General features: G+C 53.9%; 10 protein-coding genes and 1 pseudogene. 6 read left to right on the plus strand and 5 right to left on the minus strand.

The features are described 5' to 3' along the window. Nucleotides 1–18: 18 nt before the first annotated feature. Both JQ845_RS16605 and JQ845_RS16610 read right to left on the minus strand, forming a co-directional pair. The gene (locus JQ845_RS16605) at nucleotides 19–1,245 is read right to left on the minus strand and encodes an efflux RND transporter periplasmic adaptor subunit (RefSeq protein ID WP_010655500.1); all 1,227 of its coding nucleotides are present in this window, start codon (nucleotides 1,243–1,245) and stop codon (nucleotides 19–21) included. An 87-nt stretch (nucleotides 1,246–1,332) separates the two neighbouring features. Beyond that, entirely contained in the window at nucleotides 1,333–2,565 is a 1,233-nt protein-coding gene (locus JQ845_RS16610) for a TolC family protein (protein ID WP_131690204.1), read from the minus strand. A 542-nt stretch (nucleotides 2,566–3,107) separates the two neighbouring features. Here JQ845_RS16610 and JQ845_RS16615 point away from each other — a divergent pair. Both JQ845_RS16615 and JQ845_RS16620 read left to right on the plus strand, forming a co-directional pair. Next, the gene (locus JQ845_RS16615) at nucleotides 3,108–3,782 is read left to right on the plus strand and encodes a heavy metal response regulator transcription factor (protein WP_010655498.1); all 675 of its coding nucleotides are present in this window, start codon (nucleotides 3,108–3,110) and stop codon (nucleotides 3,780–3,782) included. Next, nucleotides 3,779–5,209 (plus strand): heavy metal sensor histidine kinase, encoded by a 1,431-nt coding sequence (locus JQ845_RS16620; protein WP_048401435.1) that lies wholly within the window; start codon nucleotides 3,779–3,781, stop codon nucleotides 5,207–5,209. Before JQ845_RS16615 ends, JQ845_RS16620 begins: the two co-directional genes overlap by 4 nt. 142 nt (nucleotides 5,210–5,351) lie before the next feature. On the opposite strand, the gene JQ845_RS16625 is transcribed toward JQ845_RS16620, so the two are convergent. Beyond that, nucleotides 5,352–6,263: a cation diffusion facilitator family transporter gene (locus tag JQ845_RS16625; RefSeq protein ID WP_048401436.1), complete on the minus strand. Its 912-nt coding sequence runs from the start codon at nucleotides 6,261–6,263 to the stop codon at nucleotides 5,352–5,354. Nucleotides 6,264–6,329: 66 nt separating this feature from the next. After that, a pseudogene (locus JQ845_RS16630) lies at nucleotides 6,330–6,470 on the minus strand (DUF3703 domain-containing protein); the annotation flags it as partial. Between the two features lie 290 nt (nucleotides 6,471–6,760). Here JQ845_RS16630 and JQ845_RS23090 point away from each other — a divergent pair. The 4 genes from JQ845_RS23090 to JQ845_RS16645 all read left to right on the plus strand — a co-directional run bounded on the left by JQ845_RS23090 (nucleotide 6,761) and on the right by JQ845_RS16645 (nucleotide 13,073). Continuing rightward, on the plus strand, nucleotides 6,761–7,102 hold the full coding sequence (locus JQ845_RS23090; RefSeq protein WP_048401438.1) for a hypothetical protein: 342 nt from the start codon (nucleotides 6,761–6,763) through the stop codon (nucleotides 7,100–7,102). A gap of 99 nt (nucleotides 7,103–7,201) precedes the next feature. Beyond that, nucleotides 7,202–8,458 (plus strand): TolC family protein, encoded by a 1,257-nt coding sequence (locus JQ845_RS16635; protein ID WP_048401440.1) that lies wholly within the window; start codon nucleotides 7,202–7,204, stop codon nucleotides 8,456–8,458. Beyond that, nucleotides 8,455–9,939 carry an efflux RND transporter periplasmic adaptor subunit gene (locus tag JQ845_RS16640; protein ID WP_048401442.1) on the plus strand — a complete coding sequence of 495 codons (1,485 nt, stop codon included), beginning with the start codon at nucleotides 8,455–8,457 and terminating at the stop codon, nucleotides 9,937–9,939. Before JQ845_RS16635 ends, JQ845_RS16640 begins: the two co-directional genes overlap by 4 nt. Then, nucleotides 9,936–13,073: an efflux RND transporter permease subunit gene (locus JQ845_RS16645; protein ID WP_048401444.1), complete on the plus strand. Its 3,138-nt coding sequence runs from the start codon at nucleotides 9,936–9,938 to the stop codon at nucleotides 13,071–13,073. Before JQ845_RS16640 ends, JQ845_RS16645 begins: the two co-directional genes overlap by 4 nt. A gap of 529 nt (nucleotides 13,074–13,602) precedes the next feature. Here the strand turns inward: JQ845_RS16645 and JQ845_RS23320 are convergent. Then, nucleotides 13,603–13,914 (minus strand): antitoxin Xre/MbcA/ParS toxin-binding domain-containing protein, encoded by a 312-nt coding sequence (locus JQ845_RS23320; protein ID WP_082149377.1) that lies wholly within the window; start codon nucleotides 13,912–13,914, stop codon nucleotides 13,603–13,605. Nucleotides 13,915–14,239: the final 325 nt, after the last annotated feature.

Genomic DNA, 14,239 nt, shown 5'->3' on the forward strand with positions numbered 1-14,239 from the left:
TCTCGTGGAAGTGGCGGATCAGTGGGCGTGTTCAGCCGAGGCTTTACCCAGTTCTGATTTCAGAATGAAGCTGCCGGCAGCAGCGACTTGAGCTCCGGGCTCCAGGCCCTCTGTGATCTCAGCCAGACCTGCTGCACGACTACCTATTACTACTGCTTGCGCCTTAAACCCGTCATCAGTTCGCACGAAAACTGTTGGCCTATCCTCGACCGTCTGGATTGCTGCTTCTGGTACTGCGACTTTCGCCAGCCGGGTATCGGTATCAACCAGTACGGTTACGAACAGCCCGGGACGCCAAGCTCCTTGCGGATTCGCTATGGACACACGGACAGTGGCGGTACGAGTCTGCTCACCCAGTAAACTCCCAACGTAGGCCACGGCACCCGTAACTTCCGCATTCAACTCAGCGGCACTAACCGTGACAGACTTGCCCACCAGGACTTTGCTCAAATCCTTAGGGGAAACGCCAAAAGTCACCCAAACATGCGACAAGTCCGAGAGTGTGAACGCATTGCTGGTTTCACTGACAACCTCACCAAGGCCCAAGTGCTTTTCGACCACAACGCCATCGAACGGTGCACGCAGCTCATACCGGTTGCCACCACTGGTCACCGAGCTGCCACTAAGTACGCTGATTTTTTGTCGGGCATTACTGACAGCGATTTCGGCCTCTTGCAGAGCCTGACGGGCTTGAAGGAAATCCTGTTCGGCAGAGATTTTGTCCTGCCATAACTGGCGTTCACGCTCGTAGGTAGTGCGCGCCAACTCTAGACGACGTTGCGCTGCGGCTTGCTCACTGCGCTGATCAGAAATTTGTTGACTGGCAATCACGGCTAGTAGCTGACCTTTTTTCACTGTTTGGCCAAGATTGACATGTACCGACTCGACGACACCAGGAACCCGGGGTACCACATGCGCAGTACGGTCTTCATCGAAACGGACTTCTCCAGGAAACGGCAATGAGAGGCTGATGCTCTGTTCCTTAGCTTCGATTAACTGAATGCCGGCAGATCTGATCTGATCGTCGCTCAGAGTCAGGTGACCTTCTTCTGCTTCCCCTTCTGCATGCCCGCCATCAACTGACTCCTTGGCCGCACCCTCGTTGCTGTGATCAGCATCGTGGCCCTGTTCTTCTTGCGTCTGTACGCCGGTGGACGCTGTTGACGTGCTACCCATCCAGAGCGAACCAACACATATGCCCACCGTGAGGGTCAGTGCGGTGACAAGGATTTGTTTTTTATCCATGGGACTCCCTACGCAGCTCAGTGGGCAGTCACGGATTACCGTGGCACTGCGATGCTGAGTAGCGGTTAAAAAAGTGTTATATGAAATTCAAGGGGTATGAGTGAGCTTGTCGACATCACCGAAAATTCGCTCGATACGCACCCAGGCGTCTGTCGCCTCAGCAATGGCCTGGATGTACTGACCGCGTGCGCTGATTAAGGTGCGCTGGGCATCTAGCACATCTAGGAAGTTGAATTTCCCCATTTCGAAACCACGGGTAGCGGTATCTACAGCACTTTGCGCGGCAGGTAGGATGGTTTGATTGAACGACGTGATTTCAGTGTTCGCTGTATTCCACTGAGCTAGAGTGGTCTGAATTTCTGTGCGCAGGCGTAACTCGCTGGCATTGCGAAGGTCGCGGGCCTGATCAGTTCGGCGGGCGGCTGCCAACACATTGCCCTGATTACGATTGAATAATGGGATGGGCATCGACAGCCCTACGACATTCACGCGCTCACGCTCCCGTTCATCGTATTGGCTACCTAAACTTACGGTTAGGTCAGGAATGCGCTGGGCTTTCTCCAAGCCAAGTGAGGCTTCACGCTGGTCAATTTGCAGCTTTGCCAACCGTAACTCCGCAGTCTGACCTATGCGATTAAGGAGCAGCGAAGGTTCCGGTACAGTTGGCATTGGCTGACTTGAATCACTTACAGACGCAAACGCCGGCAAAGGCACACCCATGACTCGAGCGAGTTGTTGATAGGCATTTGCCTCATCTCGCTCTGCCCGTTTCAGCTCTAGGCGTACCTCCGACAACTGGACTTCTGCTCGCGTACCTTCAACAGGCGATGACTTGCCACTACTGATGCGACCTTGAGCTACATGCAAGCCACGCTGTGCGAGCTCAAGTGATTGACGTGATAACAGCAACCTTTGCTGAGCCGTAGATGTGTTGTAAAACGCCTGAATGACATCGGCACGTAGAGCATTACGCTTGCGCTCCAATTCAATCTCGGCTGCATCTTGCGCTCGACTTGCCACTTCGATCCTAGCGCCTCGCTTACCGCCAAGCTCGATCGGCTGATTGATCATCACCGTCGTAGTGCGCGAATTTCGCCGGGTATCCTCAGCCTCCCAAGACAACTCAGGATTGGGAATCAAGCTCGCCTGCTGCCGATCTCCCTGAGTGATACCAATTTCCCACTGTGCTGCCGCTAGGTCAGGATTGTTGGCAAACGCCATTTGAAGAACTTGATCCATTGTCAGCGCCTGTGAAGCCGAACCAGCGGAAAAAGCCGTGCCTGATAGTGCAAGCGTGCAACTTAGGCCTATTACCAACATGGATTTTATGATACGCAAGGGGGTAATGAACTTTCTAAGCCAACGCAATTTTATATTTCCTTTAAAGCGAATTTTCTCAACGTAGTAACTGTAGAGTTCTTCACTTATCAACAAGGTGACTGAAGAATTACAAATATGTTATCCAGCTCTACTGCTGTAGATTTTGCTCTAATATAGGAGGTGTTAAAAAAGAAAAAACTTAAGGCGGTAATATGATGAAACAAAAATTCAGCAATTATCTGCCGAAGCGCACTTGTCGAATTGGGGTATTCATATGAGCACACGATGTGCTATATAGCCCCTGGATTATTTCCCGCGACAGATTGTCGCAACCCTAGCTTTGGCGCCTCAAAACCGCAGCTTTGGCTTGACCCTGAAGCAGCTACAGGCTTTAGAATGAGGGCTGTCATCTCGTAAGTTATTCAAACCATATGAGGATTGAAAATCCTATAAAAAGATAACACCAATCAGAAAACCACACTAATACGGTTATTATTTTTCTGAGCCCCCTTTAACTCTAGTCATTAAGAAGGTGAAATGTCATGCGAATCCTTGTAGTTGAGGACGAGCTCAAAACTGCCGAATACTTACATCAGGGACTGACTGAAAGTGGCTACATTGTTGATCGTGCGATAACTGGCGCGGATGGACTACATCTGGCGCGCCAACATGTTTATGATTTGGTGATACTTGACGTTAATCTTCCCGAACTTGATGGCTGGGGTGTTCTTGAACGTCTACGACAAAGCAGTAATGCCCGGGTCATGATGTTGACGGCCCGAGGGCGCCTAGCGGACAAGATACGCGGACTAGATTTGGGTGCCGATGATTATCTGGTTAAACCGTTTGAGTTTCCTGAGTTACTTGCACGGGTACGAACCCTGATGCGTCGCAGTGAGCACATACCTGTCCCGCAGGTACTAAAAGTAGCCGACCTGGAACTAGACCAAGGACGTCATCGTGCTTTTCGCGGTGAGCAGCGCATAGATCTGACAACCAAGGAGTTTGCGCTGCTGCACTTGCTGATGCGCCAAACTGGAGAAGTGCTTTCTCGCACCCAAATCATTTCACTGGTCTGGGATATGAATTTTGATTGCGACACTAACGTTGTCGAGGTTTCAATCCGTAGGCTGAGGGCCAAAATAGATGACCCCTTCGATAACAAGTTGATCCACACCCTTCGCGGTGTTGGTTACGTATTAGAGGCGCGTGTATGAAGCCGGTCAGCCTGTCAATGCGACTAGGTTTGACAGTAAGTATCTTGGGGGCGTTGTTGGTAGTGTTTTTGGCTGTCTTGGCCTTTTTTGCGCTGACGCACGAGCTGGATAAGTTGGCAAAAAACAGCCTGATCAATAAGATGGAGCAGGTTGAACATAGCCTCTCGCTATACGATGACACGGCCGACGTAAATTCCAAACCGCATTCGTTACTGGATCAGGTCATGGGACATGACAATCTGAATCTGACCATCTATGACCTGAAAAACCTCAGGGCGCCCTTACTGAAGTTTGGGCCTGGATTGTCGGATCCGCGGACTGAGTTGAAAGCTGCGACTGCTGCCGTTGACAAGGTTTCCTATTCCACCAATTCAGATGGTGAAGGTCGACACTTCCTTACCGCATCCAAGCTCATCCCATTAAAGAACGGTGTAAGCGTTCCCGTATTGCTGTCGATGGATTGTGCGAACGATGAAGCGCTGCTCAGCGCGTACCTTAGGTCGACGATTATTGCACTACCGCTTTTACTAATACTCATCGGAGCAAGTGCTTGGGCCGTAGTACAACAAGGACTTTCTCCACTGAGAGAGTTCCGGAAGGTCGCCGCCATGATCTCGGCTCAAGATCTCAACCATCGACTTTCTGTTGTTAAAATGCCTCAGGAGCTTAGTGAGTTGGCTCATGGCATCAACTTCATGCTGCACCGGCTCGACAGCGGTATTCAGCAGCTGTCGCAATTTTCAGATGACTTAGCCCATGAATTACGATCCCCGATCACCAATTTGATGGGCAAGGCCCAGGTTACCCTTTCTCGGGAGCGTCCGGCAGAAGAATACAAAGCTGTGCTGGAGTCATGCACCGAGGAGTTGGGCCGTGTCACGCGAATTGTCTCGGATATGCTCTTCTTAGCTCAGGTCAGCCATCCCGCGGCACTTGTCCCGTTCGAAATAATCACCTTAGAAGATGAAGCATTTAAGGTGGTCGATCTGTTTTCACTGTCTGCGGAAGAGAAACGTATCACCCTGAATGTTACCGGAAATGGCAAGACCATTGGCGACAGGTTAATGATACAGCGAGCAATATCCAATCTATTGTCCAACGCAATACGCCATTGCCCTGCGGGACAATCTATTTCAATTGTTATTGAAAACTATGCCAAACAGGTATCGCTACTTGTAGGCAACCCTGGAGCAGGAATCGAACCTCAGCATCTGCTGCACTTGTTTGACCGCTTTTATCGAATTGATACAAGTCGCTCGCGTGCTGAGGGTGGCACTGGTCTTGGTTTAGCTATTGTTCGATCGATCATGAGCCTCCACCAGGGAACTGCGGATGTTCAAAGCATGCCTGGCAGCATGACCGTTTTCAGGCTGAGCTTCCCAAACCTCGACGGACAGACCACTTGGCAACAGGCTAGAAAGGTTTAAGGGTAAATTCCCGCAACAAACCTGTGCAACTCTCCCTGCACCACTGGATATGCGCCTGTGGTCAGGTTTTTTAATGTCCGCTGAGTTCTGAGTACATCGCAGCAGCCCCTACTCCGACATGAGATGTTTGCAAGATCCCGCTCTAGTGCTGCATGCCTTCGTTTTCTTCAAGCGTTGCATGAAACTGCAAGTTTTCCAATTGAAGAGTCGTATGGCTGATATGGAATACCTCGCTCATCAGCCGAGTCACCTCAGCCAATATATCTTGCTCAGCTCGGGAGCTACGCAGGATTACAAGGTGAGCACTCATGACATTCTTGCCGCTGGTCAGGGCCCAGATATGCAGGTCATGGATATCCTCAACGCCTTCAACCGCCCTGATGCACGCTTCCACTTCAGCGATATCGATGCCATCCGGAACCCCTTGCAACAGGATGTTCATGCTTTCTTTGAGCAAAACCCAGGTTCTGGGAAGCACCCACAGGCCGATAGCTGCGGCAACGATCGAATCAACCCAAGTGAATCCGGTAAAACGAATGATCAATGCCGCCCCTATTACGCCCATGGAGCCCAACATGTCGCTCCATACTTCTAGGTACGCGCCTTTTACGTTAAGACTTTCGGCACTGGCAGACATTAGCAACCGCATTGAAACAAGGTTCACAACTAGTCCGATCACTGCGACGATCAGCATCCCTGTCGATTGGATTTCTGTCGGGGCTTTAAATCGCTGATAAGCTTCATACAAGATGTACACCGCCACCATAAACAACAAAATCGCGTTAAAAGCAGCTGCGAGGATCTCAAATCGTGCATAGCCGAATGTCCGTTTTTTATCCGCAGCGCGTTTGGCAATTTGAATAGCTATCAATGAAATAGCCAAGGCAGTGGAATCAGTTAGCATGTGAGCCGCATCGGATAACAACGCCAAGCTGCCTGTCACGAAAGCCCCAATGACCTCCGCGATCATGAAGCTTGTCGTTAACGCCAGAGCGATCCACAATTTTTTCTCGTGTCCTGCACGAGCTTGACCGTGACTATGACCAGCGCTCATATGGCTCTCCATGCGGGTGAAAGGATGCGGCAACTACTCAAAAGATCGTCAACGGGTCAATCTTCGTCAAGAAGAGATTTCGGTTTTGGAGAGATGCAACTGAAAAGCACTTATTTGGACGCGACCTGTGTTCCCCCAAGGCACCCACACTCTAGAAAATAGCAGTACTGCGAATACGCGTATTATTTGTACCCAAACTTCCCGGAATCAGATGTTAGTAGACCGATAGGTCTTTGTCGCGCCAATTTTCATCTCGGCTTCTGCTTGATTTCTCAGTTGGCTAGCCATTTCATCCATGATTGAGTTCAGATCAACACTATGAATTCAAATATAGGCGGATCGATAGCTCGTCGTCCGCGTCTATTTTCTAAACGTAATGTTGGCTTAATTCCTTGTCGGCTTCATTACCTATATGTCGGAGGTCGGAGCTTGGCGACAGGGTGTTAATGACATGAGTCAATTTGTAACGACCATTTGAAGCGACTACACTCCAGCGAATGAAACGCTACGTGCAGTTTTGCATCATATTCATGATCAGCTTAGCGCTTCCTCTCAGCGGGATGGCGGGAGTTCAGGCATCGACAGAACCGTGCCCCATGAAGACGATGGGCATGACGATGATGGACGACATGGGCATGGACTGCTGCAACGATATGAAAACCCTGTCCGAGCACGGAAAGCCATGTAAACCGGGACATGAATGCAAGGCAGGCAGCATATTGCAAGTCTCGACTTTCAAGCCTTCAGTAGCCGTGTTTAGCCCCGTAGTACTTTCCTTCTTTAGTGATTCCTTGCCTGCACAAACCCCGTCCAGGGTGTGGCGACCGCCCCGCGTTTGATTCCTGTCCCATATTGAGCCTCATTCCGCATTTGCGGGATGCAAGAGCTGAGCGCATGTCTTTTAATGCGTGCAGTGGATGATCACAGGAATCCTAAACATGAACTCAAAGTGCTATTGCATAGGCTGGTCCCTCGCGGCCGGTCTGGCTGCAAGCGTACTGGCATTGCCGAGCTTGGCGGGTGGATTGACGCTTGATGAAGCGTTGCGGCTGGCCGAAAACAATGCACCGTCGCTGACCGCACAAGACGCCAAAATTCAGGCTGCCAGCAGCGCAGCCATTCCAGCGGGGGAGCTGCCTGACCCCAAACTGCTGCTGGGTGTGCAGAACTATCCTGTTGGCGGTCCGGATCGCTGGAGCATCGACCAGGACTTCATGACCATGCAAATGGTTGGGGTCAGACAAGAAATGCTCAACAGCGACAAGCGCAAGGCGCGTATTGAGGTCGCCGATGCGGCCGTTGAACGCGCCGCGGCGCAGCGTCGGGTCGAACGTCTGAACGTGCGCCAATCCACGGCGTTGGCCTGGATCAGTAGCTACTCGGTTGAGCGCAAAGATGCTCTGTTCCAGGACTTCTACAAAGAGAACCGCCTGCTGAGCGATACCGTCAGAGCCCAGATTGCCGGTGGCCGGGCTCAACCCGCCGATGCGGTAACACCCAAGCAAGAAGCAGCTCGACTGGCGGAGCAGCAGGACGATCTGATCCAGCAGCGAAGGCAGGCCCGAGCTGCCCTCAAGCGTTGGATTGGGGCCGCCGCAAACGACGAGCTTGTAGGTCGTTTGCCTGAATGGTCCGTCGATACCTCCGGTTACTCCCACAACCTGCAGCACCATCCCGAGCTGGCAGCGTTTGCCCCGATGACCCGAGAAGCGCAAGCCAAAGTTCGTGAAGCCGTGTCGGAGAAACAGTCAGACTGGAGCTGGGAGCTGGATTACCAGCACCGTGGCCGAGCGTTTGGGGATATGGTCAGTGTGCAGCTTTCCTGGGATCTGCCGCTGTTTCCTGGCTCTCGCCAAAATCCCAAAATCGCAGCCAAGCAGGCTGAACTCAGCCAGCTTGAGGCCGAGCGTGAAGCCCTGTCACGCGAGCACACTCAGGAACTGGAAAACCAACTGGCTGACTATGAGCGTCTGAATCGTGCGGTGCACCGAAACCAGGACAGTCTGTTGCCTCTAGCCAAGGAAAAGGTCGAACTCAGCATGGCCAGTTATCGTGCCGGAAAAGGCGATTTAAATGCCGTTGTTGCGGCCCGGCGTGAGCTCATCGAAGCGCGCCTCAAACAGATTGAGGTGGAAGAGCAGCGGGCGCTGACCAGTGCGCGTCTGTACTTTGCCTATGGGGAGCCCAGCCAGTGATCCTTAAAAAGTGGAATGGGGCATTGTTGGTAGGCATCTCGCTGGCATTGGGTGTTGCCGGTGGTTACTGGTTCGCTCAGCAGCGGATGAACGGAGTATCCAGTACTGCCCAGGAGAGGGGTGTCAGCCCGTCGGGTGAACGCAAGGCTCTGTATTGGTACGACCCCATGTACCCGCAGCAAAAGTTTGATAAACCCGGAAAGTCCCCCTTTATGGACATGCAGTTGGTGCCTCAATACGCCAGCAGCGAAGGGGATCGTGCGGTCGTCAGTATCGATCCAAGCCTGACCCAGAATCTCGGTTTGCGCTTTGCGACGGTCACCCGGGGAGTCTTTGATTCCAGCCTCGATGTGGCAGGTGTCTTGGCGTTCAACGAGCGTGATGTCGCGGTGATTCAGGCCCGTACCGCCGGCTTTGTGGAGCGGGTCTATGCCCTTGCTCCTGGGGATGTCCTCAAAGCCAATGCGGCCCTGGCGGATATTCTGGTGCCGGAATGGGCCGCGGCTCAGACAGAGTTTCTGGCCCTGAAGCGTAACGGGGATGCCGATCTGTTGGTTGCGGCCCGTCAGCGCCTGCGACTCACAGGGATGCCGGCAGCACTGATTACTCAGGTTGAACGTAGCGGTAAGGTTCAACCGTATCTGATCCTGACCAGTCCCATCGCCGGTGTGCTGCAAGAGCTGAACGTACGCGCGGGCATGACCGTGGCGACGGGCAAGACTCTGGCACGGGTCAATGGCTTGAGCAGTATATGGCTAGCCGTGGCCGTTCCAGAATCAGATGCCGGAGCCATCACTGTGGGGCAGGCGGTCGAAGCGCGTCTGCCAGCCTTCCCGGGGACGACGTTCAGAGGCAAGGTCAGCGCGATTTTACCCGAGACCAATCCGGACAGCCGCACTCTGCGGGTGCGGGTGGAACTACCCAACCCGGACAAGCACCTCAGGCCCGGTTTGACGGCGCAGGTGCGCCTGAGTCATTCGACCGGGGAAAGTGTGTTGTGGCTGCCGAGTGAAGCAGTCATTCGCACTGGCCGACGCGCCCTAGTGATGCTCGCTGAAGACGCCGGTCGCTATCGCCCGGTGGAGGTGCAACTCGGGCAGGAAAGCGATGGCAAGACGGCGATTGTGAAAGGTCTGACAGAAGGACAGAAAGTGGTTACGTCCGGCCAGTTCCTGCTCGACTCGGAAGCCAGTCTTAAAGGCATTGTTGCCAGCGCTGAGGAAGATTCACCACTCGGCGCAACAGCCTCCAGTTTTCATGAGGCCGATGGGCAGATAGTTGAGATCAACGACAAAGACGTGACGCTCGCCCATGGTCCTTTCAAGACGCTGGGCATGCCCGGCATGACGATGACTTTTCCTCTCGCCAGTCCGGCGCTGATGCAGGGCCTCAAGGCTGGAGACAAGGTTCGGATCGCGGTGAGCCAAACTGACGATGGTTTGCGTGTCGAGCGCCTGGACAAGTCGGGGAGCCAGCCATGATTGCTGCACTGATTCGTTGGTCGGTGGCCAACCGGTTTCTGGTGCTACTGGCTACGCTGTTCGTCACTGCCTGGGGCATCTGGTCGGTACAGAGCACACCGATCGATGCATTGCCGGACCTCTCCGATGTGCAAGTGATCATCCGCACCCCTTATCCCGGACAAGCGCCTCAGATTGTCGAGAACCAGGTGACCTATCCGCTGGCCACCACCATGCTCTCAGTGCCGGGAGCCAAGACTGTACGTGGTTATTCCTTCTTCGGTGACAGCTTCGTTTACGTGCTGTTCGAAGACGGCACGGACTTGTACTGGGCCCGCTCGCGAGTGTTGGAGTACCTGAGTCAGATACAAAGCCGATTGCCGGCCAGCGCAAAACCGGCGTTGGGGCCGGATGCAACGGGAGTGGGCTGGATCTATCAGTACGCACTAGTGGATCGCACGGGTGGGCACGACTTGGCACAGCTGCGCGCACTTCAGGACTGGTTCCTCAAGTACGAACTCAAGACCCTGCCCAATGTTGCAGAAGTGGCTACGGTGGGAGGCATGGTCAAGCAGTACCAGGTGCAGCTTGACCCGCTCAAGCTGGCCAGTCTGGGCATCACTCAGGCACAGGTGACCGAGGCTATCGGCAAGGCCAACCAGGAGACAGGCGGCGCCGTGATGGAGATGGCCGAGACTGAGTACATGGTGCGTGCTTCCGGCTACCTGAAGACGCTCAATGACTTTCGGGCCATCCCGCTAAAATTGGGGGCGGCCGGAGTGCCGGTCACCCTTGGTGATGTCGCCACCATCCAATTAGGCCCGGAAATGCGACGTGGCATCACCGAACTCGACGGCGAAGGCGAGACCGTTGGTGGTGTGGTGATTTTGCGCAACGGCAAGAACGCTCGCGAGACCATTGCGGCGGTCAAGACCAAACTCGACGAACTGAAATCCAGTTTGCCGGCCGGCGTTGAAATCGTCACCACCTACGACCGCAGCAAGCTGATCGATCGCGCGGTGGAAAATCTCAGCCACAAGCTCATCGAAGAGTTCATCGTCGTCGCTCTGGTCTGCGGGATCTTCCTCTGGCACTTGCGCTCATCCCTAGTGGCGATCATTTCGCTGCCGGTGGGCGTGTTGATTGCCTTCATCGTCATGCGCTACCAAGGCATCAACGCCAACATCATGTCCTTGGGCGGGATTGCCATCGCCATCGGCGCTATGGTCGATGCCGCCGTGGTGATGATCGAGAACGCCCACAAGAAGATAGAGGCTTGGCACGCGGCCAACCCAGGGGAGAAGCTGAATGGCGAACGTCATTGGCACGTGATGACCGAAGCGGCTGCGGAGGTAGGCCCGGCACTGTTCTTCTGCTTGTTGATCATCACCCTATCGTTCATTCCGGTATTTACCCTGGAAGCCCAGGAAGGGCGGCTGTTCGGCCCGTTGGCTTTCACCAAGACCTACGCCATGGCGGCAGCGGCGGGACTGTCAGTGACGTTGGTGCCAGTGCTGATGGGTTACTGGATTCGAGGTCGAATTCCCAATGAACAACAGAACCCGTTGAACCGGTGGTTGATTCGAATCTATCAGCCAGCCCTGGATGCAGTACTGCGTCGTCCCAAGGTCACGCTACTGGTGGCGCTCTTGGTATTTTGCAGTGCGCTATGGCCAATGTCTCGCCTGGGGGGCGAGTTTCTGCCACCGCTGGACGAAGGCGATCTGCTCTACATGCCTTCTGCACTTCCGGGGTTATCGGCACACAAAGCCGCGCAGCTGCTGCAGCAAACCGACCGTCTGATCAAAACCGTGCCTGAAGTCGAACACGTTTTCGGTAAAGCAGGGCGTGCCGAAACCGCAACCGATCCGGCTCCCCTGGAGATGTTTGAAACCACCATTCAATTCAAACCACGCGAGCAATGGCGTCAAGGTATGACACCGGAAAAACTGGTGGAAGAATTGGATCGAGTGGTGCGAGTTCCGGGGCTGACCAATATCTGGATACCGCCGATTCGCAACCGTATCGACATGCTGGCTACGGGGATCAAGAGCCCCATCGGGGTGAAGGTTGCCGGCACCAATCTGATGGAAATTGATACGGTCACTCAGGCGGTCGAGCGCGTGGCCAAGGGGGTGCCTGGTGTCAGCTCGGCTCTGGCGGAGCGACTGACCGGTGGCCGATATATCGATGTGGATATCGATCGCAAGGCCGCCGCCCGCTACGGCCTGAATATCGCCGATGTGCAATCCATCGTGGCCGGTGCTATCGGTGGAGAGAACGTTGGGGAGACCATTGAGGGGTTGGCACGGTTTCCAATCAACGTGCGTTACCCTCGGGAATGGCGTGACTCGCTCGGTGCTTTGGAGCAATTACCTATCTACACCCCGTTAGGCAGCCAGATTACCCTGGGTACTGTGGCGAAGATTAAGGTCAGCGACGGCCCGCCGATGCTCAAGAGCGAGAATGCTCGGCCTTCGGGCTGGGTTTATATCGACGTGCGGGGCCGGGACATTGCCTCAGTCGTCGCCGATCTGCGCCGGGTCGTCAGTGAACAGGTCAAGTTGCAGCCAGGCATGAGCCTGAGCTACTCGGGGCAGTTCGAATTTCTCGAAAGGGCCAACGCCCGACTAAAACTAGTTGTGCCTGCCACGTTGTTGATCATTTTCGTGCTGCTCTACATGACTTTCGCCCGCTTCGATGAGGCCTTTTTGGTCATGGCTACTCTGCCGTTCGCCCTAACGGGCGGGGCATGGTTCCTCTATCTATTGGGGTACAACCTTTCGGTCGCAACCGGGGTCGGCTTTATCGCGCTGGCCGGAATTTCGGCCGAATTCGGTGTGATCATGCTGCTCTACCTCAAGAACGCTTGGGCCGAACGTGAAGACCTCGGCGACAACACGGAAGGTGGGCTGGTAGCGGCGATCCGTGAAGGAGCTGTACAGCGCGTTCGCCCCAAGGCCATGACGGTGTCCGTCATCATTGCCGGCCTGTTGCCCATTCTGTTGGGCAGCGGAACCGGCAGTGAAGTGATGAGTCGCATCGCCGCGCCAATGGTCGGCGGGATGGTCACAGCTCCCTTGCTTTCCCTGTTTGTCATACCGGCAGCCTACAGATTAATGCGCCGTCGGAACCTCTCGGGTTGTATCCACTAACCCTTAAGGAAAAAGCCGTATGAAACTGCCGCGGGATCGAATGCGTCGTTTCAGAGCAAGGTTTCGTACAACCACCACTCACCTACTTGATCCCAGCCATGAGGGCGATTCGGTAGGTGAGTTCACCATCCGCTTACTGTCATACAGACTTCACGCTCGGTACACTGGTCGTGCAAGGGGAATATTTCTTTCCTTTAACACTGTTTTAAGCCCTTAAGTGAAAGATTTCTTTTCCTTGCGGCCAGATTGATTTTTTGAATTGTGGAGCCAACGACCTATGACTCAAGACTATAAAATTCAGTTTTTTGGAGAGTATTGAACAAAGGCTTGCTTGACAGATATCCCAGCGGCCTAGGTTCGAGCGCACACATACTCTTGAAACGCCTTTAGTAGGCGTTCAGTGAAGAGTGAATCGCCCCAAATTCCCCATAAGTCAAAGGTGGTCCATTGGACAGCAAGGCAAAAAAACGCCAAAAAACTCACGCTTTAACCGATCCACCTCCCTTGCGACTACATCGACTTGTGGACGTTATGTGTAGACGCCATATTCGATTCGGATCAGAAGATCCTTCACCAAAGTGCACCCAGCCTGCGTTATTATCAGATCGCATGGCACCTTATCGCCCAGGCCAAAAGCGGGGCGTTCTAGCCAGTTTTCGGCCGACCGGCGGGTACCGAGTACCCGTTCAGTTATAACTAGAATCTGCCCGCGACTGACGAGATAGTCCCTATACTCTATGCTCCAACACGCAAGAGGGGCTCGGGAAAAGAGCGCTGAAACTCGTGAGTCGTCCACCCCAGCAGCCTCGCAAATAATTCGATAGTCACCTGATGAAGCCATCGCCTCATCGTAGTCGTGCGCCTACTGACGACCGGCCTACAAAGGGTGTAAGAGAAGCTCACGTAACCATCGTCCACAACGGGCAAGGCTGCTCATAGGCGTCGGAACCTTGGAGAACTATGCACATTTCCAAAATGGCACTGATCAACTACAGGAGTATCAGCAATACGACACTTAGATTCCAGCGGGGCATCACACTGTAGTGGTCTAATGAAACCGGACACCCTTTTAGGCGAGAATACTCGCCAGATCGAGGTGTCAGATGACCAAACAACGCCGTACCTTTTCCGCTGAATTCAAACGCGAGGCTGCCGACCTCGTGCTC

Source organism: Pseudomonas paraversuta (assembly GCF_904063065.1).
Lineage (GTDB): Bacteria > Pseudomonadota > Gammaproteobacteria > Pseudomonadales > Pseudomonadaceae > Aquipseudomonas > Aquipseudomonas paraversuta.